Origin of the sequence: Psychromonas ingrahamii 37, from assembly GCF_000015285.1 — a bacterium.
Taxonomy (GTDB): Bacteria; Pseudomonadota; Gammaproteobacteria; order Enterobacterales; family Psychromonadaceae; genus Psychromonas; species Psychromonas ingrahamii.
In genome coordinates this window covers 1,083,023-1,106,378 of sequence record NC_008709.1, presented here as the reverse complement: position 1 = coordinate 1,106,378, position 23,356 = coordinate 1,083,023, and the positions used below count along the sequence as shown (strand labels likewise).

The window sequence follows — 23,356 nt, the reverse complement described above, 5'->3', positions numbered from 1 at the left end:
TACTCAATAACTCGTGCGCTAGCTATATTTTGAGTATTATACAACTCATTTCCAACTTGTGGCGCTTAATCATGTGGCGCATGAATTAAATAATTGATGAAACTTGGTTAACTTTCACAAACATGCCAACTCGGCATGTAATCGTTGCAATTGCCGCATAGCAACAGTCCCTTAACATCCATCAAGTAAGCGCATTTCTTACAGAAAGTGGTGATACCACTCATAGAATAATAGCCTTCACTGTCTTTGATAGACTCAATAACCACTTGTTTGCCATAACGATCCTTAATTGCTTGCTCATCAAACTTTACGGAAGCCTTGTGACGCTATACCAGCTTAATCTTAGATATTTTCTTTTTGGCAGCGCCGGTATGCTCCAATTTTGTTAATGGTGTTTTGAATGAATTTCGGCAAGGTCAAATGACTCGACCGCCTCTGGATTTTGTAGCCAGACAATCTCACTGCTAGCCCCAAACTCAGATAAAGCGCCAAACAACAAACTGTACATTGAACCCTTTATTTATGAAAAATAAATTAGACCTGCACTTGCGAATGCTAAATGAATATATTACTTTTTTTAAATAAAACTAAGGCTAAATATAAATATGACAAAATTTTTTGTAGAAAATTCAGCGATAATAGAGCTCGTAAGTCGCATTGCAAAAGTTTGTAGACAAGAAATTTGGCGATGACGGCTATTTTAACGATGAACATCGAACTTCTTACACCGAGGTGTACTGGATAAGTAATTCTGACCACTAAGCTAGAGTCAAAGTAGTCCTTTTTCTATGGCGCTTTGTCTACTTTATTGCTATGGCTAGAATGACCAAGCGACTAAGCGAATACTTAAGTTAACAAAAATCAATATTATAGAACAAGTCGAATAGAGGTGATGAAATGCCAAGAGGTTTTAATTAAGGGGGAGCAAAAAACTATTTTCTAAAAAGTAAAAAGTCAGCTTATTCGCTGACTTTTTGGTCGTTCAAGAAACCACTGAATACTGCGGCAATGTTATTACCCCAGTTTAATTCCTTTAGTGATTAAGCATAGCGAACTACTCTTTGTTTCTATTCTTCAATCTTTTTCTTACGGCGCATCGGTGTAAAACCAGCCTCTTCCGCTTCATGGAAAATTTTGTTGGGGGCAGCTTTAGGTTTACGCGTTTTACTGCTCTGTTTCTTTTCAGCTTTATGACTGACAACTTTAGTTTCTGGTGCCTTAACTACTTTTTCAACAATACCTTTAAATTGAGGTTTAATGCCATCAACACGGTTAAAAGTTAACTGTCGCTGCACAAACTCTTCGACTTTTTTAAAGTTTACCCAGTCTTTAGGGCCAATAATTGAAATCGCATCCCCCTTCTCACCTGCGCGACCTGTCCGGCCTATCCGATGAATATACTCTTCCGTATGTTTAGGGATATCAAAATTAATCACATGACTGACATTGAGTAAATCTAATCCGCGGGAGGCGATATCCGTTGTCACTAATAGCTGGGCTTTACCACGGGAAAAACTGTCCATAATGCTGTTACGGTTATTCTGCGTTAAATCGCCATGCAGGGCCAAAGTACCATAGCCTTTTTCACTTAAAGCAGCACTTAGACGCTGTGCATCCAGACGCGTTGCGGTGAAGATAATAGCCTGCTTAATTTCTTCATTTTTTATAAAATGGAAAAGTAATTTTTCTTTTTGATTTAAGTTATCTGCCAGATAAAAACGCTGTGAAATTTCACTGTGCTGCTGATTTTCTTCACCAATAGCAATACGTACGGGTGCTTTTAATAATTCACTGGCAAATTCATTAACTTCGGCATGCCCTAAGGTGGCTGAAAATAACAATGTTTGGCGCAAACGATGGTTCGCTGCCGAGTTAACCGCCTTTAATTGCTCTGCAAAGCCTAAATCCAACATACGATCTGCTTCATCTAAAATTAATAACTCTAAGCCTTCTAAATGTAACAACCCTTTTTTTAAATGATCAACAATTCGTCCTGGTGTTCCAACAACAAAATGCGGGTCTTTATCCAGCGCTTTAACTTGATCATTAAAGTTTTCTCCCCCTGATACTAGGGTTGATTTCAAACTGGTATTTGACACTAATAAACGCAATTGTGCATAAACCTGTTTTGCAAGCTCACGTGTTGGCGTTAATATTAAAACACGCGGATCACGTTTGGTTAATGCCCGTGTTTTTAAAACGCGCTGCATAGCAGGTAGCAAATATGCTAATGTTTTACCCGACCCGGTTTTTGATGATGCCAGTAAATCTTTCCCAGCAACGGCAATGGGAACGGCTTTAGCTTGAATTTCTGTGGTTTCAGTAAATCCAAGGTGGGATAACGAAATGATTAAACGGCGGTCAACGGGTAAATCATCGATCAGCAAAGTACTCTCCAAAAGGCAATATTAGTAATAATCTGAGTAGTATAACGATTAAGCACCAAAAGAAGAAAAAAAATTTACATTGTGCGGCAATTAATCTCTTTTAATGTCAAAGCACAAATACAAAAAAAACCACACTAATTGGCTTTTAATAATATAAAATTGATCTAACCACAGTTGATTAAATGGCGCTTAAACCCATTTCAAAAATAAGTTTTTCAGCTGTACAATCAAAATTAAACGTAACCTCTAAGGTAACCAGATCATCAGCGGTTATTTCCTGCTCGGTCACAACAACACTATCGAAACGTGTTTTTGCCGCATCAATATATTTTATTGCCAGTGCTGTAACCGCAACACTCTCTTTTCCGGTAAATGGCAACACTAATACCGTATCATCGTCGCTAATCACACTGCCTAATTCAACAAATGAACCACATGCTTCGCATATGTCATCTGCGTTTTTATCTTGAGACATAACAACCTCTATTCAATGTTTTTTGTGGGGTTATTATAACCTGCTTTAAAGATAATCCCAACAAATTTGAAAGGCGTTGATATTAGTTATTTCCCCTTCTAATCAGGTAAAAAAAAGGCGATATAAGAATATCGCCTTTTAATTAATTAAGCTTCTAGATCACGCTAACGGGTATTTTTTCAAATGCCAAACATTTTCTACATAGTCCTCAATGGATCGATCAGAATTAAATTTACCCATTGCGGCGGAGTTTCTAATCGCTTTTTCGGCCCATAAGGCTTTATTTCGGTAGGTTGTATCAATTGCGTCGTGAGCTTTACAGTAAGACTCATAATCAGCTAAACAAAGGTACTCATCACCGTATTCAAGCAAGCTGCGTTTGATATCGGATAACGCGCCCGGCTGTCCCGGTGTAAAGAAATCAGTGTCTAACCAATCAAGCACCGCTTTCAGCTCAGGATTATTGTAATAATAATCGTAAGGGTTGTAACCCGCTGTTTTCAGCTCTTTAACTTCAGCAACACTTAAACCGAAAATAAACATGTGCTCAGCACCGATCTCCTCGGCCATTTCAATATTTGCACCATCCATAGTACCGACGGTTAAGGCACCATTAAGCGCAAATTTCATGTTACCTGTACCGGAAGCTTCCAAACCTGCCGTTGAAATCTGTTCAGATATGTCGGCTGCCGGGAACATTTTTTCAGCAAGTGAGACACGGTAATTTGGTAAGAAAACAACTTTCAGCTTACCTTTGATACGTTTATCACTGTTTACTTTCTCTGCAACTTTGTTCAATGCATAAATGATCTGTTTTGCCATATGGTAACCAGGCGCGGCTTTTGCACCAAATAAGAAAACCCGCGGAACCATATCGTAATCTGGATTATCCAATAAACGCCTGTACAAGGTTAAAATATGAATCAGGTTTAACTGCTGACGTTTGTATTCGTGCAGACGTTTAATTTGAATGTCAAAAATGGCATCTGCAGAAACTTCAATACCGGTCAAGTCTTTAATGATGTTAACTAACTCAACTTTATTGTCGCGTTTAATCTCCATAAAGCGCTTTTGGAAGACAGTGTCAGTCGCTTTTGGTAATGCATCTTTTAATTTATCAAGATTTACTACCCAATCTTTACCCACCGTTTCATCATATAATGCAGCAAGTGCGGGATTACAAGCTTTTAACCAACGACGTGGAGTAATACCGTTAGTAACATTAATTAATTTAGTCGGGTACAGTTGATCAAATTCAGGGAACAAATCTGTTTTCACCAATTCAGAATGAACCGCTGCAACGCCATTAACTTTGTGAGAGGTTACAACACACAAATTAGCCATGCGGACCATGCGCTGCGAACCTTCCTCAACAATAGATAATTTAGCTTTTATGTCGTTATCACCAGGCCATTTTTGTTCAACTGTTTCAAGAAAACGACGGTTAATTTCATAAATAATTTCTAAATGGCGAGGTAATACTTTTTCAAATAATGCGACGGACCATTTTTCTAACGCCTCTGGCAATAAAGTATGGTTTGTGTAAGAAAAAATCTTCTCACAAAGTGACCATGCAAAATTCCAGTCAAGACGCTCTTCATCAACCAGAATACGCATTAACTCGGGAATGGCGATGGTTGGATGGGTATCATTTAATTGAATTGCCACTTTTTCAGCTAATATTGGCCACTTATTTCCTGCACGTCTAAAGCGACGTAAAATATCTTTAACTGAACATGCACAGAAAAAGTATTGTTGAATTAAGCGTAATTCTTTCCCTTCATCTGTTGAGTCATTTGGGTATAATACTTTTGAGATTGTCTCAGCTTTTGATTTTTCAACTTGCGCATCAACATAACCACCGGCATTAAAGACATCCCAGTCAAATGCTTCATCGGCACGGCTTTCCCATAAACGTAGAATATTGACAGTTTTAGCACCATAACCCACAATGGGCACATCCCATGGTACGCCTTTAAGTTTTTGACCCGCATGCCAAACTTTATGTGAGATACCGTTTTCATCAATAACGGTTTCAACGTAACCATATAATGGCACATGCTGAATAGATTCAGGGCGACAAATTTCCCAAGGATTACCGTATTCACGCCATGTATCAGGGCGTTCAATTTGACGGCCGTCTTGGAATGATTGAGCAAAGAGACCATTTTCATAATGGATACCGTAGCCAATTGCCGGGTAGCCTAATGTTGCTAAAGAATCAATAAAACACGCAGCTAAACGGCCAAGTCCCCCATTACCGAGGGCCATATCCGGCTCTTCCTCGCAAATTTCATATAAGTCTTTGCCTAAACCTTTTAATGCATCCTGTGCTACATTGAATAATTCCAGGTTATGTAAGTTATTTGAAAGCAGACGGCCCATCAAAAATTCAAGTGACAGGTAATTGACAGCCCGGGTATCATGCCCTGAGTGACTCTTTTGTGTATCTGTTAATTTTTCAAAAAGTAATTCATTCACAGCGTAACAAGTTGCATTCCACCACGCTTTGTTATTTGCCTTGCTTTCTTCTGTCGCTAAACTTTTATGCAGACGATCCAGAATAGCTTGTCGCATTTGCTTTGTTGTGCAGGCTACGGCTGGCACTATTTCAGCTGATTTATTTTTAATGATTGTTTTTTTTGCTGCCTGTTTCTTAGTCATTTTTTTTTCCTCTACTGCCGCTTTTAGATCCGCTTTTATTGTGTTTTTTTTCTTGTTCGTTTTAGTTGGCATATAATATTCCTACCATTCTTATAAGTAATTACGTCATTTCCATAGAATATGGCAATACGCAGCTTTCAAATTGAAAAAACCAAGTTAAATTTTATTTTTTTGATTTTACCTTATTTCTTTATTTTACTTCATTTTTTAATTTTACTTTAATTGTTTGTTTTTTAAGTGACAAATTGATGAATTTTTTAAAAAATAATAATCATATTAATCTTTGAAAATATCACTTTTTTCCTCTATTCCTAAATATAAATCTATTTATTTAGATTAAATTTTCACCTTCAAGACAGAGTAATAAAATCCGATTTATTTTCGATAAGCCGATAAAACATATTATTATTAGAAATTTAACATATTATGTTTACCCGCATGATGATTAAAATCAACGAGTCAATCTGTGATTTGGCATTTTTTGTGCGTGTACTCCCATAAAAAGTCACATTACTCATTTATTTTAATAAAGAACGGCAGATTCAACTATTAATTTAATTGAACAAAATATCACTGTTCAATAGAACGCCCGATTGATCTCATCAAAAGATTTATAATGCATCCTTTAACGTTTATTTTTTGTCCTGCTAATAATTTTACTGATAAATTTGTATTTTTAGGAATAGAGGGTAATAGACTTGATTAGAATAAAGCAGGTGCACAGATAGCTATTAAAGCTATGAACAACGGGAAGGAGGATCAACAGAAAGTGATAATAAACAGCGATAAGGGGTTTGCTGAGATGACAAAATTAAAAGCAAAAAACGAGGGTGATAACCCTCGTTTTTAAAAAATATTTCACTTTATTTAAGCTGATCATGCACTGTAAAAGAGTGGATTATAATCCGGCTTTGGCAAAGGCTTGGGCAACAATTACCTGTGCTTCTTTTTGAATCAATGCAATATGCTCTTCACCAATAAATGACTCTGAGTAAATTTTGTAGATGTTTTCCGTACCCGATGGGCGCGCGGCAAACCAACCGTTTTCAGTGGTCACCTTTAAACCGCCAATAGCAGCGCCATTACCTGAAGCGTGGGTTAATTTGGCGGTAATTTTTTCACCGGCTAATGTTTCTGCTTCGACCATATCCGCAGTTAAGTTGGCTAATACTTTCTTCTGTTCAGCGCTTGCGGGCGCATCAAAACGCGTATAAACAGGTGAACCAAATTTTTCTGTAAATTCAGCATAATGCTCACCAGGATCACGACCTGTGACAGCAATAATTTCCGCGGCTAATAACGCCAAAATAATACCGTCTTTATCCGTCGTCCATACCGTACCATCTTTGCGCAGAAAAGAAGCACCGGCACTCTCTTCGCCACCAAAACCAAATGAGCCATCGAATAAACCATCAACAAACCATTTAAAACCGACGGGCACTTCAGACATCTGACGACCTAATTGTGCAACAACACGATCAATCATTGAGCTCGATACTAGTGTTTTACCTACTTTTGCATTCTCAGACCAGCCAGTGCGGTGAGTGAATAAGTAATTAATAGCCACGGCAAGGTAATGATTTGGGTTTAATAAACCGGAGCTTTTGGTAACAATACCGTGACGGTCGTAGTCAGGGTCGTTAGCGATAGCAACATCAAATTTGTCTTTTAATTTAATTAAACCCGCCATGGCATAAGGCGAAGAACAATCCATGCGGATTTTGCCATCTTTATCTAAGGTCATAAAAGAGAAAGTAGGATCGACACGATCGTTGACAACTTCAATATTCAAACCATAGGTTTTCGCAATCACAGGCCAGTATGCAACCCCAGAACCCCCTAGCGTATCCACACCAATTTTGATCCCCGCTTTTGCAATAGCATCCAAATCAAGGACATTTTTCAAATCATCAACATAGGGTTGAATATAATCGTATTCTTCAACCAAGTCTGATGCCATTGCCTCGCTGAAATCCCATTGTTCGATATCATCAAAATTATCATTTAAAATTTCATTGGCTCTGTCTTGGATAATTTTTGTCACATCACTGTCTGCAGGACCGCCGTTGGGTGGATTGTACTTAAACCCGCCATCTTCCGGTGGATTATGCGAGGGAGTGATCACAATACCATCAGCTAAATTGTCTGGATTGGCTTTATTGTATTGCAGAATGGCATGTGAAATAACGGGTGTTGGCGTGTAACCACCGCCAGCTTGTACAATTACTTTAATATTATTGGCAACTAAAACCTGCACCGCAGAAACAAAAGCAGGCTCAGATAACGCATGGGTATCTTTACCAATAAACAGAGGCCCAGTATAACCTTGCTGAATGCGGTATTCTGCTAATGCCTGGCTAATCGCTAAGATATGCAGCTCAGTGAATGCATTGTTAAATGAACTGCCACGATGCCCGGAGGTACCAAATGCAACTTGCTCGCTTGCAACACTCACATCGGGAAGGTTAATATAATACGCTGAAATCAATTTTGGTATATTAACTAAATCTTGAACCTGTGCAGGTTGCCCTGCGCGGGGATGAATTGCCATAATAATGTCTACCTCGATTAGGTTAAATAAAATGTGGTTACAAGTTCGTAAATGTATTTTCGACCGTTTGACTAGACTGCTTCACCCTAGTTCGTCAAACACGGTATTGGTTTAAATAAAAATGTGGTTACAAGTTCGTAAATGTATTTTCGACCGTTTGACTAGACTGCTTCACCCTAGTTCGTCAAACACGGTATTGGTTTAAGTAAAAATGTGGTTACAAGTTCGTAAATGTATTTTCGACCGTTTGACTAGACTGCTTCACCCTAGTTCGTCAAACACGGTATTGGTTTAAATAAAAATGTGGTTACAAGTTCGTAACTGTACTTTCGACCGTTTGACTAAACTGCTTCACCCTAGTTCGTCAAACACGGTATTGCTTTAAATAAAAATGTGGTTACAAATTCGTAAATATATTCAAAGCACTCGCAAAACATTTTCAACGGTTTGGCTAAACTACTTCACTGTGGTCCGTCAAAAAATAACATTAACCCTTACTAAATTTCTTCTTTTATACGTTCAATTAAATAATGGGGGTATCCCATTGATGCCATCATTTGGGTAATAATAATACGTTTCCTCCCCGTGTTTGCATTGGTTATAACCCAAAATGGCGTATGGGGAATGTTACGAGGTTTGCTGGCTTTAAAAAAGTTCTGCTCTTCCTCGCTATCCGCTGCCAATAAAGCATTTAAATTCTGCCCCAGATAATCCCGGGTACGTCCCTTGGTTTTATCCGCAGCGTCTTCAAATGCATTTTTATTTTCATAATACATAGTCGCCAACAACATCATAAATTTATTAGTCACAACGGCTTCTGTTTTAAATACCTCGCTATCAAATAAAGCATTAACACCGTGAGCAAGGGGCTCTGGCAATGAAATATTCGCACGATCAAGCACCTTAGGCGTGACCGCCTCAAAAACAGAGGACTCATCATTAACGGCTTCTTGACGGGGAGCGCTTGGCGTTACGGATGAGGTAATTGGGGTTGCATTGTCTGGGGATGCATTCGGTAAAGATAACAATCTGCGCAGAATCTGCGAGGGTGTTTCTCCAAAGGCTTCTATATTAGCCAAAATATATTTATAAAGGTCATCTTCTATCTCTATATTTTTCATTCTTTCACCATGCGATATTCACCACTTCACGAGTTATTTTGCTTTATTCTATTCTATTCTATTTCAATCTGAAAATTAAAAAAACTACTCAAAAAAATCATAAGGATAAGCTTTACCTTAGAAAGACGCTTTCCTTAAAAATAACCCGTTAATATTAAACTAAAAAAAATATTATTTATTGATCTATTTCCTTTCTACTCAAAAAGCCAAGTGTTTACACATTTTAAGTCTTTACATCCTCCATAATGCAATATTTTGTCATTTATATATAATCTGCAAACATTCTTATTTTTCATATGTAATAATGTTTGTCCGTATATTTAGCTTTAAGACAGAATCTGATGCTCCTTAATTACCAACAGAAAAAATCGACTTTACCCGAGTCAAAACAACCCGCTGAAAATATTTTCATCATACACGGGTTATTTGGCAGTTTATCAAACCTCTCTGGTTTGGCGAGTGAATTACAAGAGCTATATCACACTATTTCTGTTGATTTGAGAAACCATGGTAACAGCCCGCATGATAACTCAATGACTTATATCGAAATGGCTAATGATATATTTTCATTAGCAGATCATCTTAATATTGAACACTTTTCTATTGTGGGCCATTCGATGGGCGGAAAAGTAGCCATGGCCTGCGCTTTATTAAATCCGCAGCGTGTTAATAAAATAATCGTCGCGGATATTGCACCGGTAGTCTACACCGATAAACATAATGATGTCTTTATTGGCTTAAATGCGCTTGCAAATGAACCAATTCAAACCAGAAAAACAGCGGAATTAACCTTAAGCCCCTATATTACAATACCGGAAACTCGTCAGTTTTTACTTAAGTCATTAAGAAAAAAGGGAGAAAACTTTCACCTGCTGTTTAATTTACCGGCACTTAGCGCAAACTATGCGACCATTAGAAGCTGGCCGGAATTTGATGATATTTTTAATAAAGAAGCGCTTTTTATAAAAGGAGCCGATTCTGATTATATCCTGCCTGAATATCAGGCTAATATTTTACACTACTTCCCCAATGCCAAAGCCAAAATGATTAAAGATACAGGCCATTGGTTACATGCTGAGAAACCCAAGACCTTTAATCGTTTAGTGAAAGAATTTCTCAAATGAAAAACAAAGCATGTGTTTTTCACCCGGAAGTCAAGTGCCTAAAATCTTACTCCCAATAGCCCAATGTATATGTTATATTCTCCCCTCTTTTTTGAATGGAGAGTAATGTGTTACAGGAATATACTGAACAGATTGAGACTATTGGTCTTTATGGATTTTACCTTCTCCTTTTTTTATTAATGGGGCTTGCCATTCAAGATGTATTAAAGCGCGGTAATGTGCCTAAATTTGGTCGCCAAGTGGTTTGGGCTGTGCTTTTTTTTGGTTGTACCGGTTTTATCGCCAAAGCAATTATCGAAATTGTTTGGACTAGCAGAGGTCTTGGCTAGCCATAACAAAACATACTAATACGCTGAACTAATGGTTTATTATCTATCTATGAGTTCAATCTATTAGCAGAAAATAGCAGTTTTAGGTAAAATAATGGCAAAAGAATCATTTGATCGCATAACACACGATCTTTTTGCTGATGAGGTGCGTCCAGGCAGACCGAAGAGCAATCCGCATTGTCGTCAAGTTCAGCTTAAAATGAATAAAAAGAAGCAGGTACTACGGGACAAGCAGAAAGGTTTAAAACGTATTGAGTTAAAAGTGGATAGTGAATTATTTGAAAAACTAAATCAGCTATCAAAAGATCAAGAAATTACCCGTGGAGAGTTAATTAAGCAGTTACTTCACGAGCAATTAATTTAATTTATAAATAAAGGTAATCGACTATGGCTAGCGTGGGTATTTTTTTTGGTAGTGACACGGGCAACACTGAAGCTGTTGCTAAAATGATCCAGAAAGAGTTAGGTAAAAAATTAGTTGAAGTAAAAGATATAGCAAAAAGCACCAAGGAAGAAATTGCTGAATATAGTTTGATCCTATTTGGTATTCCAACTTGGTACTACGGTGAAGCGCAATGTGACTGGGATGATTTTTTTCCGGAATTAGAAGAGATTGATTTTAACGACAAGTTAGTGGCTATTTTTGGTTGTGGTGATCAGGAAGATTATGCAGAATACTTTCTGGATGCGATGGGTCAACTCGGTGACATAGTAGAAAGTAAGGGCGCTATTATTGTTGGCCACTGGCCTAGCAAAGGTTATTATCATGAAGCATCCAAAGCGCAAATTGATGATGACCATTTAATTGGCCTTGGTATTGATGAAGATCGTCAGCCTGAATTAACCGCTGCTCGCGTAAAAGAATGGTCAAAACAGGTTTATGATGAAATGTGTCTTGCTGAACTTGCAGATTAATTATTCGCAGCGAAAATCCTAGGAATCCAGCATGTCGATAGAAAATGATGCATTAAAAGAAGCCGGACTAAAAATAACATCACCACGAGTGAAAATTTTGAGTTTATTACAACGACCTGATAATCAACATATTAGTGCGGAAGATCTCTATAAAAAACTACTTGAACAAGGTGATGAAGTAGGTGTAGCGACGGTTTATCGTGTATTAAATCAATTTGACGATGCAGGAATAGTCACTCGCCATCATTTTGAGGGTGGAAAATCCGTTTTTGAGCTTGCCAATCAAGAGCATCATGATCACCTTGTCTGTTTAACCTGTGGAGAGGTTATTGAATTTAATGATGATCTAATAGAAAATCAGCAACAGCTCATTGCAGAAAAACACGGAATTAAGTTAACTAATCACAGCCTTTATCTGTTTGGTGAAGCAATTGATGGTAAATGCAAGCATAAAACATAGCCAATAGTTATCATCTGAAAGCCTCAGTTATCATATTAAAAGCCTCGTTTAGCCTATTGTAAACGGGGCTTTTTTTTATACATAACAAGCTAGCGTATGTTACGTATTAAGATGCGAGAGTTGCGTTTAAGGTTGTAGAGCTCTTTTTTAGCGGCAGGTAACTGGCTGAGTTCTGCAAATTCAAAGCCCCGTTCCCGAAACCAATGAATACTTTGTGTTGTCAAAACAAAAACAGACTCCAAACCTAGTTTCCTTGCTTTGCGCTCGATATGGGTAACCAGGTTATCCGCTCTTGCATTTCTCCGGTATTCAGGATGACTGACTAAACAAGCCAGTTCACCCATTTTTTCAGCAGCAAAGGGATAAAGTGCAGCACAGCCAATCACCATGCCGTCCCGTTCTACAATTTCAAAATATCCAATTTCATTCTCTAATAGCTCACGTGAACGTTTGACTAAAATGCCCTGTTGTTCGAGCGGCTCTATCAGTTCCAATAAACCACCAATATCGTCAATCGTTGCTGTTCTTATTTTCTCATAACTCTCTTTTACTATCTGAGTACCAACCCCGTCTCGGGTAAACAACTCTTTTAATAAAGCACCATCCTGGTAATAACTTATTAAATGGCTACGCGCCACACCTGCTTGACATGCCGCTAGCGCCGCACGTAAAAAACGTAATGTACCAGAAGCATGTTCAGACTCTTGCTCCATTAAATCAACATACTGTTGCGCTTGCTCAGGTAATAATTCAGTAATAACCTGACCCTGCTCATCCAGCAACCCAGTATTAGAGCAAAAACCAATCAATTTATCAGCTTGTAATCCGACTGCTACTTGTGTTGCCACTTCTTCAGCAAGAAGATTAAAAACCTCACCGGTGACAGAATAACCAATAGGTGAAATAACGGGAATAGCACCTGCTGCAAGTTGTGTTCTTATTCCCACAACATCGATTTTTCTGACCTTACCTGCATGGCAGAAGTCGATACCATCTTTTATTCCTATCGGCTGTGCAGTGACCACATTGCTAATCACTGTTCGTATCGCAGCACCCTGCATTGGAGAGTTAACCAAACCCATTGATAGTCGTGATTGTAATTCAATCTGTACCGTACCAACTGCCTGCTTGATAAGGGTCAGGGTTTTGTCGTCGGTAATACGCAAATCATCAGCAAATTGACTCGTGTGCCCATTTAATTCCAGTTGTTTTTGAATTTGCGGACGCACCCCATGCACTAAAACAAGCCGCACCCCCAAACTGTTCAATAATGCAATATCATTAATAATATGCTGAAAATTATCTGTTTCTAGGGCTTCCCCCCCGAGCATCAGCACAAAGGTTTTACCACGATGCGCATTAATATAAGGAGCCGAATTACGGAACCAATGCACTAACTGTTTTGAATCTTGTACGACTTCCATTACAACACCTATTTAAACACCTATGTCTAATATATTATCAATCAGTCCGCAAAAATGCATTAATATTTAATGACTTTCGTTCATTAGTTATACACCAGAAATCACCCATAGGACGGTTTGCACTCTATTATTCCCAAGATGCGATTTTCTGCCACTTTGTTATTCCTATTATTGTGTTATATTAGCTAAAACTAATAATAGGGTAATACAATGATCATTAAAAATATGCTTAAACTGGCCACTTTATTGTTGTTTAGCAGCTTTTGTAACGCACAAGTTTCACATATAGAGCCACAACAACTTATCAAACAGATTCAAAATGAAAAGTTGTTGGTGATTCTTGATGTGCGCACAGAAAATGAATATACCCAAGGGCATATTCAAGGTGCTATTAACATCCCCTATGACCAATTACGCAAAGAGCAGGACAAAATAATTGCTTATAAAGACCAACAAGTGATTCTTTATTGCCACTCTGGAAGGCGTGCAGACATGGCAGCAAGGACTTTACAGGCACTGGGCTTTACAAAACTCATTGACTTAACCGGGCATATGGTTTTATGGGAGCAATTACAATACCCACTGGTTAACTAATAGCTTACCCTCTCATTCTTATAAAACCTTATTAATTAGGCTTCCCGGTCCGACGCAAAGACGGGCAGGGAAAGGTGCCAATAGATAGCACTCAAGCGTAGTGATAAGGTCCCGCTGATTGCGATGCTCATCGCTAAAATGGGTGTAAATTCAAGATAGCTGCATAATACAAATAATACTCCACCCAGAACAGAGGCTGTTGCATAGATCTCTTTTTGTAACACAAAGGGTATTTGACCGCTTAACAGATCCCGAATCATACCGCCCACAACCCCGGTTATACACCCCATAGCAATAGCGACAGGTCCGCTAAAACCTAACGCTAATGCTTTTTGAGCACCCACAATAGTGAAGATTGCCAGTCCAAACGCATCTAATATCATTAATAGATAAGGCGGGGATCGATGAATATGTTTTAACCAGAAAACAGTTAAAATAGCCGTTATTGTAATCACATAAGTATAATTATTATCAACAATCCAAAAAACTGGCGTTGCTCCCATCATCATATCCCGAAGTGTGCCGCCACCTATCCCGGTCACGGCTGCAAGCACAATAATACCAACGGGATCCATACGTAACCTAGTTGCTACCAGCACACCTGAAATAGCACAGGAGATAACGCCAATCATATCTGCAATATAGATAAATTGTTCTAACATCTTTGATTATCCACTTATTATTCTCCATTTCATAAAAAATGGCACATTATATACCCAAACAGGCTTAAGGACTGAGTTAGTTGATTTTATTTTGCTTTATTTGGACTAATTTAAGTTACTTTAAAGATAAATAAGAGTAGAAAGAACTACTGTTTTTTTGTTGTATGGCGCTTAAAATATGCTGATGAATTAACACCAATCATTAATAAACAAGGTGTCAAAACAAGGGTCAATAAGGTTGCAAAGGTCAACCCTCCCGCAATCGCAGTCGCCAGTTGAGCCCACCATTGAGTAGAAGGTGCACCAAATTCAATACTGCGTGTAAAAAAATCAAGATTAACTTTTAAAACCATGGGAATTAAGCCAAAAATAGTGGTGACAGTGGTCAGTAACACTGGCCTGATACGCTGTGCCCCGGTCCTTAAGATTGTATTCTCAGTGGTTTCCCCAGTGTTTTTTAAAACATTATAAGTATCAATTAACACAATATTATTGTTGACCACTATCCCCGCCAGAGCAATAACACCAATGCCTGACATTACTATGCCAAAAGCACTTTGGCTTAAAAACAACCCGAAAAAGACCCCTGTGGTTGAAAAAACAACGGCGCTCAAAATTAAAAAAGCTTGATAAAAAGAGTTAAATTGCAGTATTAAAATCAGGGCCATCACCGCCAGTGCAACCATAAAAGCATTTTTTAAAAACGCGGCGGCTTCCTGCTGATCTTCATTTTCTCCACGCACTTTCAAACTAATGCGAGGATCCAGCGCTAAGCCCAGTAACTCTTTTTCAAGCTCTGGTAAGATAAGACTTAAGTTATAACCTTCAGCCATATCTGCACTGACCGTCATCACAATACGGCTATCCACTTTTTTTATTGAGGATTGTTTTACGGATGGGATAAGCGCCACAAAATGACTGACCGGCACCTGCCCTGCACGAGTCTGCAAACGCAGTGCTGAAAGTTTACTTAAGGTCCTTTCATTCTCAGGGTAACGGACCCGAATATCTAACTCGTCATCAACGTCATCGGGACGGTAGCTCCCGAGCATTAACCCATTGGTTAAGAACTGCACGCCACTTCCCAGCAGAGTAGCATCAGCCCCATAACGTGCTGCATCAGCACGATTAATGATAAATTGCCATTCAATACCGGGTTTTTCACCATCATCTTCAATATTGACAAAATACGGTTTTTCCTGCAGCGCATGGCGAATTTTATCGGCATTTTCCTGTAACAGTTCCGGGTACCTTGAGCCTATTTCAATTTGTAAGGCCTTACCGCCCGGTGGGCCGGCCTGATCTTTTGTTATCTCAATTTCAATACCCGGAAGATTTTTTGTACGATCAAGTAGATCAGCAATAATGTCCGTTGCACTGCGCCTGTCTTGCCAATCAATTAAATTAAGACGCATACTGCCAATCGATTCCCCCGTGGTATCACCCGTTTTAAGATAAAGCGTATCAATTTCATCCTGCAGTGGTAATATTTTTTGCTCAATACCAGACATAATCTGATCTTGTTCATCGATTGAAAAATCGCCATAGGAACGCACTTTAATATTAATACCCGATGGCTCAACCTGTGGAAAAAACTCTACGCCCAAATTTGATTTTGCGAACAAAACAACGCCGGAAATGGCAACCGCAGTGGTCAAAAACAAGACGATCCAGGGACTTTTAATGGCTTTATGGAGTGTTTTTACATAGAAACCAGTAAAACCGGTTAATTTTAATAAGTTGCCGTTTTCTGCCAATAGGGCATTATTTTTTTCTTTTGTCGATAATAAGCGCGGTTTTCCAAAAACACTGCCCAGAACCGGCACAAAGATCAGTGCCATCGCCAAAGAAGCCGTTAGGGTTGCAATTAACGTGAGTGGCAGGTATTTCATAAATTCACCGGTAATACCGGGCCAGAATAATAACGGGGCAAAAGCTGCCAGCGTGGTGGCTGTTGATGCAATAATAGGCCATGCCATGCGCTTGGCAGCATTAAGGTAAGCATTATGACGATCTGTCCCAGCCGTCATCTCCCGATCGGCAAATTCGGTGACCACTATGGCACCATCGACTAACATACCAACGGACATAATCAGTGCAAATAACACGACTATATTAACCGTAATGCCGGACATCCAAAGTACTAGAATGCCGGTTAAAAAGGAACCGGGAATAGCGATACCCACCAACGCTGCACTTCTAACGCCAAGAATAGCAACGATCACAATGACCACTAATAATACTGCGCTAAGGACATTGTTTTGCAGATCGTTAAGCATGTTTTTTACATCTTTAGCGCGATCGCCAGCGTAACTTATGTGGATATTATTCGGCAATAAGACTTCGTTCTCAACAATAAAGGCTTTCACTTTATCGACAGTCGCAATAATATTTTCACCCGGACGTTTAACCACTTCCAGAGAGATAGTCGGTAAACCATTAACTCTGACAAAGCCAGCGGGATCTTTAAAGGTGCGCCTAATTTGGGCAACGTCAGCAAAAGTTAGCACTCGATCACCGCTAACCTTAATCGGCATTGCCATGACATCTTGAATGGTTGAAAAAACAGACGGAACTTTAATAGGAAAACGCCCCTTACCGGTATCCATGATACCGGCGGCAACAAGACGATTATTACGAGAAACTAAGGTGTAGATATCATTCATATTAAGCCGGTAACTTGCCATTAATAATGGATCCACTAAAATCTCCACCATTTCTTCACGATCCCCCCCTATCTTAACCTCTAAAACTTCTGCAAATCCTTCGATATTATCGCGCAGAGTGCGCGCCAGAATAACCATTGCCCGCTCGGGCGCACTGCCGGATAATAAAATAGTGAGCGCGGGATTTTCCGTTGCTAAGGTCACTTGTTTAACAATCGGCTCATCCCCTTCCTGCGGCAATTTACCCTTTGCCTGATTCACCTGCTCACGCACATTGATCAACGCATCTTTAATATCAATTCCGACATAAAACTCCAAAACAATAGAGGCATAGTCGCTACTGGCGGTGGATTTCATCTCCTTAACCCCCTCAATGCCACGCAATTCCTGCTCTAGGGGACGTAACAGTAAACGTTCAGCATCTTCCGGCGAGATCCCCTCATGGCGAACAGAGACGTATATAATGGGAATAGGCACATCGGGCTCGGCCTCTTTAGGGATATTAATATAAGCAGAAAGACCCGCGGTCAATAAAAAAGCTAACAACGTTAGGACCACACGTTTACGTGATAATGTCCCCTCAATAACCCCTGTCATGATTATTTCTCCACTATTATCGCCTGCACGCGATCACCCGATTTCACAAAACCTTGCCCTAAGGTGATAATATCCACTTCACCAGCAAAACCCGTTAACCAAACACCATTAATATCAGCTTCAACCAGATTAATTTTTTTAAAACTAACCCGCTCATTCTGTACTAATTTAACCCCTAAATTGCCCTCTTTATCCAATGCTAACGCTGAAGGCGAGAGATAAATCGCTTGTACGGAATAAAGCGGGATAGAGAGTTGCGCACTCATGCCGGAAAATATTTTCCTATTCGGATTTGCAAATTGCGCTTCAACACGAAAAGTACTGCTCTGCGGGTCAGCCATTGATGCAATGTAAGTCAATTTACCGGTTAATACCTCAGCCGATAATAGTGTTGCTCGAACTTCCTGGTTTAAGCTTAATTGGTTAACATAATGCTCAGTTGTGTCCCCACGGAAAACAATAGGATCAATATTTTCGAGACTAAAAAGAGGATCACCCACCTTTACATAATCCCCTTGTTCAACAAATTTCTCCTGCAGAACACCCGTAAAAGGCGCAGTAATATGCGTATTTTTTAAGGTTAAGCCTAACAGTGCAAGGTTGGATTTGGCTGCTAATAACAAACTGTTTGCTTCAGCTAAATAAATGTCGGCTTGTAATCCTTTGGCATTTAACAATTTGACTGCGTTATAATTTAACTGCCTTTCATACAAAAGGGCTTTGGCTTGTTCAAACCTGAAAGGGTGTTCGTTTTTATCTATTTCTGCCAAGTTATTGTTAATTTCCACATAGTTGCCCTTTTCAACATAGGTTTTACTGATTCCACCGGCAACCTCTGCCCGCACTATAATGTGACTTTCAGCCTCACTGTGGGCATATAAGGTTAATGATTTAGTCATTTGTCGAGGAATAAAATGGGTTATTTGCACTTGGGGAAAGTTTTCTTGTGGTTTTTTTACCGCTGTTGGGGATCTGTTTTCTTCACTGCCGGAAAACATCCATAAGAATAATAAGAGGCTGATAAGCAACGCCAGCCAATAAGGGCGCAACGAAAAGAAATAAGCAATACGAGCAAACATAGCAGAGCCTCAATTTTACTAACAACTTATAATTTAGTTGATAAAAAAAACTGCGCGAGTTAATAACCGAGAAAGGCATTGAATGAAGTCATATTTTGTTAGAAATGGTCTGGTTATTATAATGGAAGCAATATTTGTGTTAAAAATGCCGTTGTTGGAATGGAGGAAATAACTTGAAAAGGCAGAAGTGGTTTAAACCCATTCTACCTCAACAACCAGATGTAGAATGGGTATCGCTATTGAGGTTACATTGAAAAAGAAGAGCCACAACCACAAGTCGCCGTTGCATTTGGGTTATTAACAAAAAATCGAGATCCCTCTAATCCATTGGTATAATCAACTGTACCACCGACTAAATATTGTAAACTCATCGGATCCACCAACAGAGTTACACCAGCATTTTCAATCTTGGTATCATCCTCATTTGCAGTTTCAGCAAAAGTAAAACCATAAGAAAAACCAGAACAACCACCACCAGTAACATAAACTCGCAATTTCATATTTGGATTTTCTTCTTCCGCAATCAGTCCTTTGACTTTATTTGCAGCACTGTCGCTAAAATAGATTGGCATTGCCACTTCGACTTGGACTTCGGATGTCATCATAACCTCTAGAAATATGTAAACAGAATAACATTATCTAGTACCTGACTAATTAGTTCAAGTATTAACTCTACCAAATAAAGTTAAATTATCTATCGTCGAAAGATTCAAAAAAATGATCAAAAATTATCTTTGATTACGCTCGAGATGAACCATTGCTTTACGCGCTTGCTCTTGACGTTTTTGGCGCATTGAAATGCGCATTGTCCGTTCTAATAATTGCGTATAAATTGGACGTCCGCCAAGCGTTTGCGCGACCATAGTGGCTCCTAAACAGGTCACTATTAAGGGTAAAATCATCTCATAATTACTAGTCATTTCAATCACTAACAATATCCCGGTGATCGGTGCACGAACCGATGCGGCAAATAACCCGCCCATCCCGGCAATAGCAAATCTGCCTGGTTCAGTGACAAGTTCGGGAAATAAAGCATGGCATGCGAGTCCAAATAACATGCCAAATAAGGTGCCTAACGCTAAGGTTGGAGCAAAAACACCGCCAGGCGCACCTGAGCCGAAGCTTGCTAAGGTTGTGACGATACGAAATAAAAAAATAATCATTAGAGCACCAGAAAGATAATGCCCACCAGCGATCTCGGGAATTAACTCCAGGCCACTATAAGCTAACTGCGGCTCTAATACCGATAAAGCGCCAAAAACCGCCCCCAAAAACAAACCAACGGAGACAAAGCGCCAGCGTTTATTTTTATGTATAAAGAGATACATATCTTGCGCTGCAAGCAACAGCTTATTAAAGAAAAGCCCAATTACGCCAAAACAAAAACCCAATAATAAATATAACCATAATGACAGTAAATCAGGATGTGAATAGTGGGTTACGCTGATCACCGCATCTTGACCAGACATAAAGCGCATTACGATCGTGGCCATTACAGCGCTCATAAAAACACTTTTTGTAGAGGTTAAACTGTAATTAAATTGTGAACGCATCTCTTCGATAACAAACATAATGCCCGCAAGGGGTGCATTAAATGCAGCCGCTAATCCACCGGCTGCCCCGGCAGCTAACAGCGCCTGAGCATCTGCCTGATCTACTTTAAAAATGTCAGAAATCATACGCCCGATATTGCCGCCCATTTGCACGGAAGGCCCCTCTCTCCCCAATGCCATACCACTGCCGAGCGCGAGGAGACCGCCAAAAAACTTCACCGGAATAACTCTTTTCCAACGCACCGGTCGCATTCCTTCCATCGCACCTTCTATTTCAGGAATACCACTGCCACCCGCTTCAGGGGCAAATCGATGAGTAAGGTAAAATGCAAGACCTGCCATAAACGAGGAAATGGGGATAGCAACGATCCACAGCGGAATATCCGAGTCACCAAAAGAGGCAATTAACTGTAAACGTAATTCGCTGATCCAGATAATACCATGGTCAAACAGCGCTGACATGGCACCCGCTAAAATACCAATAATGGCCGATAACCAGATAAGTAAGGCACTACTTTTACGGGTAAAAAAATGAGTAATAAAACGCTTTGGTATACTAACAGAGGACGTTGGTGTTTTTTTATTCATTAAATAAATACAACTATTTCAAGATAAGGAGAGTGCAACTCGTCGCTCAAAAAGCCGCAAACGTGAATACAGGATGAACATTATATAAAAATATCGCTACAAACTAATATGATTTAACGCAAAAAACAACTGAACAAAGTTATAAATAGGAAGTTAATCAACAAGTAAATTCAATACCCCCACTAAAGCAGCTAAGTTAGGATTTATGGACTAAAGTCTGGATTGAATCAAAGACCCGTTGCTTTAACGCTTTTTTAAAATAATGAGAAGGTTTAGGCGCACCATAATGGGCTAAATATTCTTTAAGCATTGCTCTTTTGATGTAGCACAAAATGACGCGCCAATATCGCTTTTAAATCAGCGGAACTTTCAAACAATCTAGCTCAGGATCAGACCTTCATTCTCCACCTTGTTTTACCCTTACTACCGTATCACTTTTCACCTTATTTCATTCGGAGTTTATTCGGTGGAGCTGAAACTAAAAGGCACTTACTAACAGCTCAATTTCCAAGCATCAGATCAACTTTCTTAGCTTTAGTCCAATAGAGATATTGAGTAAAAATAAGACTGAATCTAAAAAAACCCGATAACGACCACAGCATCGATAATCCATTATCGTTGCAAAGAGAATACCTATCCGAATAGAATAGCTAAAGTCGATAGTTTCAATCTTTTTAGGAAACGAATAAAAAGCCATGATCAACTCTCATATATACTTAAATAGAGGATTTGTTATTATAGCGGACTAATTTAATGATCTTTGATAGGACTTTTATGAGCATATCTAACCAACTTTTCGATCGGGCACAAGCAATTATTCCAGGTGGTGTTAACTCTCCAGCTCGCGCATTCAATGGCGTTGGTGGTGACCCTCTATTTATTGAAAAAGCACAAGGTGCTTACATTTATGATGTTGATAAAAAAAGCTATATTGATTATGTCGGGTCATGGGGACCGATGATTTTAGGACATAATCATCCGGAGATTAAAGCGGCGGTTATTGCAGCTGTTGAAAATGGCTTAAGTTTTGGTGCCCCAACCGAAATAGAAATCATCATGGCAGAAAAAGTAAAAAGTTTAGTGCCGTCAATGGAGCAGGTGCGCATGGTAAGCTCAGGGACTGAAGCCACCATGAGTGCAATACGTTTAGCCCGAGGTTACACAGGTCGTGACAAGATTTTAAAGTTTGAAGGTAATTATCACGGCCACTCCGATTCATTATTGGTAAAAGCAGGATCCGGCGCACTTACATTAGGCCAACCAAGCTCTCCCGGTATTCCAGCTGATTTTGCAAAACACACTCTAACAGCCACCTATAACGACTTAGCCTCTGTACAACAACTGTTTACTGAGTATAAAGATCAGATCGCCTGCATCATCGTTGAACCGGTTGCAGGTAACATGAACTGTATTCTTCCTCAAGAAGGGTTTTTACAGGGATTAAGAGAGATTTGTGACGCTAATGATGCATTGTTAATTTTAGATGAAGTCATGACAGGTTTCCGGGTTGCGCTCGGTGGCGCACAAGCTTATTACGATATCAAACCAGATTTAACCACTTTAGGCAAAGTGATCGGCGGTGGCATGCCGGTTGGGGCATTTGGTGGCAGTAAAAAAGTCATGCAGCATATCGCCCCTACGGGTCCGGTATATCAAGCAGGCACACTGTCGGGTAACCCCATTGCTATGCATGCGGGTTTAGCGGCTCTGACCGCCCTTGATAGACCTGAATATGCACAGCTTGCCGAAAAAACAAAAAAATTAGCATTAGGTTTAAAGCGCGTCGCAAAAGAAGAAAATGTACCGTTAGCTATCAATTATGCTGGCGGAATGTTTGGTTTCTTTTTTACCGAAGCGGAACAGGTTAGCAATTACACACAAGCTTGTGCCTGTGACATAGAAAAATTTAAAAAATTCTTTCATTTGATGCTTGAACAAGGCATTTATCTCGCCCCTTCTGCCTTTGAAGCTGGATTTTTATCTTTAGCCCATAGCGATCAAGATATTGAAGATACGTTAACGGCTGCTAAAAAAGCCTTCTCAATGCTTTAAAAAAGATAAGAGCTTAAGCGGGTGTTCGTTTAAGCTCTTAATATAAAATTCCATCACTAGTAAGTTCTTATTATTAATGTCGATACACCTATTATTTTAAATAAGATGATCAATA

19 protein-coding genes are annotated in these 23,356 nt (G+C 39.3%); 7 read left to right on the top strand and 12 right to left on the bottom strand.

The genetic code is table 11. The annotated features are described in order from the left end of the window. Window positions 1-385: 385 nt before the first annotated feature. From PING_RS21585 to PING_RS04620, 6 genes are all read right to left on the bottom strand, one after another. On the bottom strand, window positions 386-508 hold the full coding sequence (locus PING_RS21585) for a hypothetical protein (protein WP_269571586.1): 123 nt from the start codon (window positions 506-508) through the stop codon (window positions 386-388). A 559-nt stretch (window positions 509-1,067) separates the two neighbouring features. Further along, complete coding sequence (locus PING_RS04640; RefSeq protein WP_011769287.1) at window positions 1,068-2,387, bottom strand: DEAD/DEAH box helicase; 1,320 nt, start codon at window positions 2,385-2,387, stop codon at window positions 1,068-1,070. 178 nt (window positions 2,388-2,565) lie between these two features. Continuing rightward, entirely contained in the window at window positions 2,566-2,862 is a 297-nt protein-coding gene (locus tag PING_RS04635; protein WP_011769286.1) for a DUF406 family protein, read from the bottom strand. 159 nt (window positions 2,863-3,021) lie between these two features. Then, entirely contained in the window at window positions 3,022-5,526 is a 2,505-nt protein-coding gene (locus tag PING_RS04630; protein ID WP_011769285.1) for a glycogen/starch/alpha-glucan phosphorylase, read from the bottom strand. Window positions 5,527-6,424: 898 nt separating this feature from the next. Beyond that, window positions 6,425-8,077, bottom strand: a complete 1,653-nt coding sequence (gene pgm / locus PING_RS04625) for a phosphoglucomutase (alpha-D-glucose-1,6-bisphosphate-dependent) (RefSeq protein WP_011769284.1) — start codon at window positions 8,075-8,077, stop codon at window positions 6,425-6,427. Window positions 8,078-8,574: 497 nt separating this feature from the next. Further along, window positions 8,575-9,198, bottom strand: coding sequence for a negative modulator of initiation of replication (locus PING_RS04620; protein WP_011769283.1), 624 nt, complete (start codon window positions 9,196-9,198; stop codon window positions 8,575-8,577). A 341-nt stretch (window positions 9,199-9,539) separates the two neighbouring features. Here PING_RS04620 and PING_RS04615 point away from each other — a divergent pair, with 341 nt between their 5' ends. From PING_RS04615 to fur, 5 genes are all read left to right on the top strand, one after another. Further along, window positions 9,540-10,322 (top strand): alpha/beta fold hydrolase, encoded by a 783-nt coding sequence (locus tag PING_RS04615; protein WP_011769282.1) that lies wholly within the window; start codon window positions 9,540-9,542, stop codon window positions 10,320-10,322. A gap of 107 nt (window positions 10,323-10,429) precedes the next feature. After that, a complete protein-coding gene (locus PING_RS04610) occupies window positions 10,430-10,651 on the top strand; it encodes a DUF2788 domain-containing protein (protein ID WP_041765973.1) in 222 nt (73 codons plus the stop codon). 94 nt (window positions 10,652-10,745) lie between these two features. After that, a complete protein-coding gene (gene ybfE / locus PING_RS04605) occupies window positions 10,746-11,015 on the top strand; it encodes a LexA regulated protein (protein ID WP_011769280.1) in 270 nt (89 codons plus the stop codon). 23 nt (window positions 11,016-11,038) lie between these two features. Then, window positions 11,039-11,566 (top strand): flavodoxin FldA, encoded by a 528-nt coding sequence (fldA, locus tag PING_RS04600; RefSeq protein WP_011769279.1) that lies wholly within the window; start codon window positions 11,039-11,041, stop codon window positions 11,564-11,566. Window positions 11,567-11,597: 31 nt separating this feature from the next. Continuing rightward, window positions 11,598-12,026: a ferric iron uptake transcriptional regulator gene (gene fur, locus PING_RS04595; RefSeq protein WP_011769278.1), complete on the top strand. Its 429-nt coding sequence runs from the start codon at window positions 11,598-11,600 to the stop codon at window positions 12,024-12,026. An 89-nt stretch (window positions 12,027-12,115) separates the two neighbouring features. Here fur and argA read toward each other — a convergent pair whose 3' ends face one another. Continuing rightward, window positions 12,116-13,450: an amino-acid N-acetyltransferase gene (gene argA, locus PING_RS04590; RefSeq protein ID WP_011769277.1), complete on the bottom strand. Its 1,335-nt coding sequence runs from the start codon at window positions 13,448-13,450 to the stop codon at window positions 12,116-12,118. Window positions 13,451-13,660: 210 nt separating this feature from the next. Between argA and PING_RS04585 the strand changes: the two genes are divergently transcribed. After that, complete coding sequence (locus tag PING_RS04585) at window positions 13,661-14,044, top strand: rhodanese-like domain-containing protein (protein WP_011769276.1); 384 nt, start codon at window positions 13,661-13,663, stop codon at window positions 14,042-14,044. Window positions 14,045-14,079: 35 nt separating this feature from the next. Here PING_RS04585 and PING_RS04580 read toward each other — a convergent pair whose 3' ends face one another. The 5 genes from PING_RS04580 to clcA all read right to left on the bottom strand — a co-directional run bounded on the left by PING_RS04580 (window position 14,080) and on the right by clcA (window position 21,189). Further along, window positions 14,080-14,706 (bottom strand): trimeric intracellular cation channel family protein, encoded by a 627-nt coding sequence (locus PING_RS04580; protein WP_011769275.1) that lies wholly within the window; start codon window positions 14,704-14,706, stop codon window positions 14,080-14,082. Window positions 14,707-14,852: 146 nt separating this feature from the next. Beyond that, window positions 14,853-17,969 carry an efflux RND transporter permease subunit gene (locus PING_RS04575; protein ID WP_011769274.1) on the bottom strand — a complete coding sequence of 1,039 codons (3,117 nt, stop codon included), beginning with the start codon at window positions 17,967-17,969 and terminating at the stop codon, window positions 14,853-14,855. A gap of 2 nt (window positions 17,970-17,971) precedes the next feature. After that, window positions 17,972-19,048 carry an efflux RND transporter periplasmic adaptor subunit gene (locus PING_RS04570; protein ID WP_011769273.1) on the bottom strand — a complete coding sequence of 359 codons (1,077 nt, stop codon included), beginning with the start codon at window positions 19,046-19,048 and terminating at the stop codon, window positions 17,972-17,974. A gap of 245 nt (window positions 19,049-19,293) precedes the next feature. Next, on the bottom strand, window positions 19,294-19,650 hold the full coding sequence (gene erpA, locus PING_RS04565; protein WP_011769272.1) for an iron-sulfur cluster insertion protein ErpA: 357 nt from the start codon (window positions 19,648-19,650) through the stop codon (window positions 19,294-19,296). Between the two features lie 126 nt (window positions 19,651-19,776). Beyond that, a complete protein-coding gene (clcA, locus tag PING_RS04560) occupies window positions 19,777-21,189 on the bottom strand; it encodes a H(+)/Cl(-) exchange transporter ClcA (protein ID WP_011769271.1) in 1,413 nt (470 codons plus the stop codon). A 774-nt stretch (window positions 21,190-21,963) separates the two neighbouring features. Here clcA and hemL point away from each other — a divergent pair. Continuing rightward, window positions 21,964-23,241, top strand: coding sequence for a glutamate-1-semialdehyde 2,1-aminomutase (gene hemL, locus PING_RS04555; RefSeq protein WP_011769270.1), 1,278 nt, complete (start codon window positions 21,964-21,966; stop codon window positions 23,239-23,241). The last annotated feature ends 115 nt before the right edge of the window (window positions 23,242-23,356 follow it).

What these genes read in the sequence shown, in the direction of transcription:
- hemL (WP_011769270.1), top strand. Translation starts at nt 21,964, where the DNA reads ATGAGCATATCTAACCAACTTTTCGATCGGGCACAAGCAATTATTCCA.
- PING_RS04630 (WP_011769285.1), bottom strand. Translation starts at nt 5,526, where the DNA reads ATGACTAAGAAACAGGCAGCAAAAAAAACAATCATTAAAAATAAATCA.
- PING_RS04570 (WP_011769273.1), bottom strand. Translation starts at nt 19,048, where the DNA reads ATGTTTGCTCGTATTGCTTATTTCTTTTCGTTGCGCCCTTATTGGCTG.
- PING_RS04575 (WP_011769274.1), bottom strand. Translation starts at nt 17,969, where the DNA reads ATGACAGGGGTTATTGAGGGGACATTATCACGTAAACGTGTGGTCCTA.
- ybfE (WP_011769280.1), top strand. Translation starts at nt 10,746, where the DNA reads ATGGCAAAAGAATCATTTGATCGCATAACACACGATCTTTTTGCTGAT.
- PING_RS04580 (WP_011769275.1), bottom strand. Translation starts at nt 14,706, where the DNA reads ATGTTAGAACAATTTATCTATATTGCAGATATGATTGGCGTTATCTCC.
- fur (WP_011769278.1), top strand. Translation starts at nt 11,598, where the DNA reads ATGTCGATAGAAAATGATGCATTAAAAGAAGCCGGACTAAAAATAACA.
- PING_RS21585 (WP_269571586.1), bottom strand. Translation starts at nt 508, where the DNA reads ATGTACAGTTTGTTGTTTGGCGCTTTATCTGAGTTTGGGGCTAGCAGT.
- erpA (WP_011769272.1), bottom strand. Translation starts at nt 19,650, where the DNA reads ATGACATCCGAAGTCCAAGTCGAAGTGGCAATGCCAATCTATTTTAGC.
- argA (WP_011769277.1), bottom strand. Translation starts at nt 13,450, where the DNA reads ATGGAAGTCGTACAAGATTCAAAACAGTTAGTGCATTGGTTCCGTAAT.
- PING_RS04615 (WP_011769282.1), top strand. Translation starts at nt 9,540, where the DNA reads ATGCTCCTTAATTACCAACAGAAAAAATCGACTTTACCCGAGTCAAAA.
- fldA (WP_011769279.1), top strand. Translation starts at nt 11,039, where the DNA reads ATGGCTAGCGTGGGTATTTTTTTTGGTAGTGACACGGGCAACACTGAA.
- PING_RS04635 (WP_011769286.1), bottom strand. Translation starts at nt 2,862, where the DNA reads ATGTCTCAAGATAAAAACGCAGATGACATATGCGAAGCATGTGGTTCA.
- PING_RS04620 (WP_011769283.1), bottom strand. Translation starts at nt 9,198, where the DNA reads ATGAAAAATATAGAGATAGAAGATGACCTTTATAAATATATTTTGGCT.
- PING_RS04585 (WP_011769276.1), top strand. Translation starts at nt 13,661, where the DNA reads ATGATCATTAAAAATATGCTTAAACTGGCCACTTTATTGTTGTTTAGC.
- pgm (WP_011769284.1), bottom strand. Translation starts at nt 8,077, where the DNA reads ATGGCAATTCATCCCCGCGCAGGGCAACCTGCACAGGTTCAAGATTTA.
- clcA (WP_011769271.1), bottom strand. Translation starts at nt 21,189, where the DNA reads ATGAATAAAAAAACACCAACGTCCTCTGTTAGTATACCAAAGCGTTTT.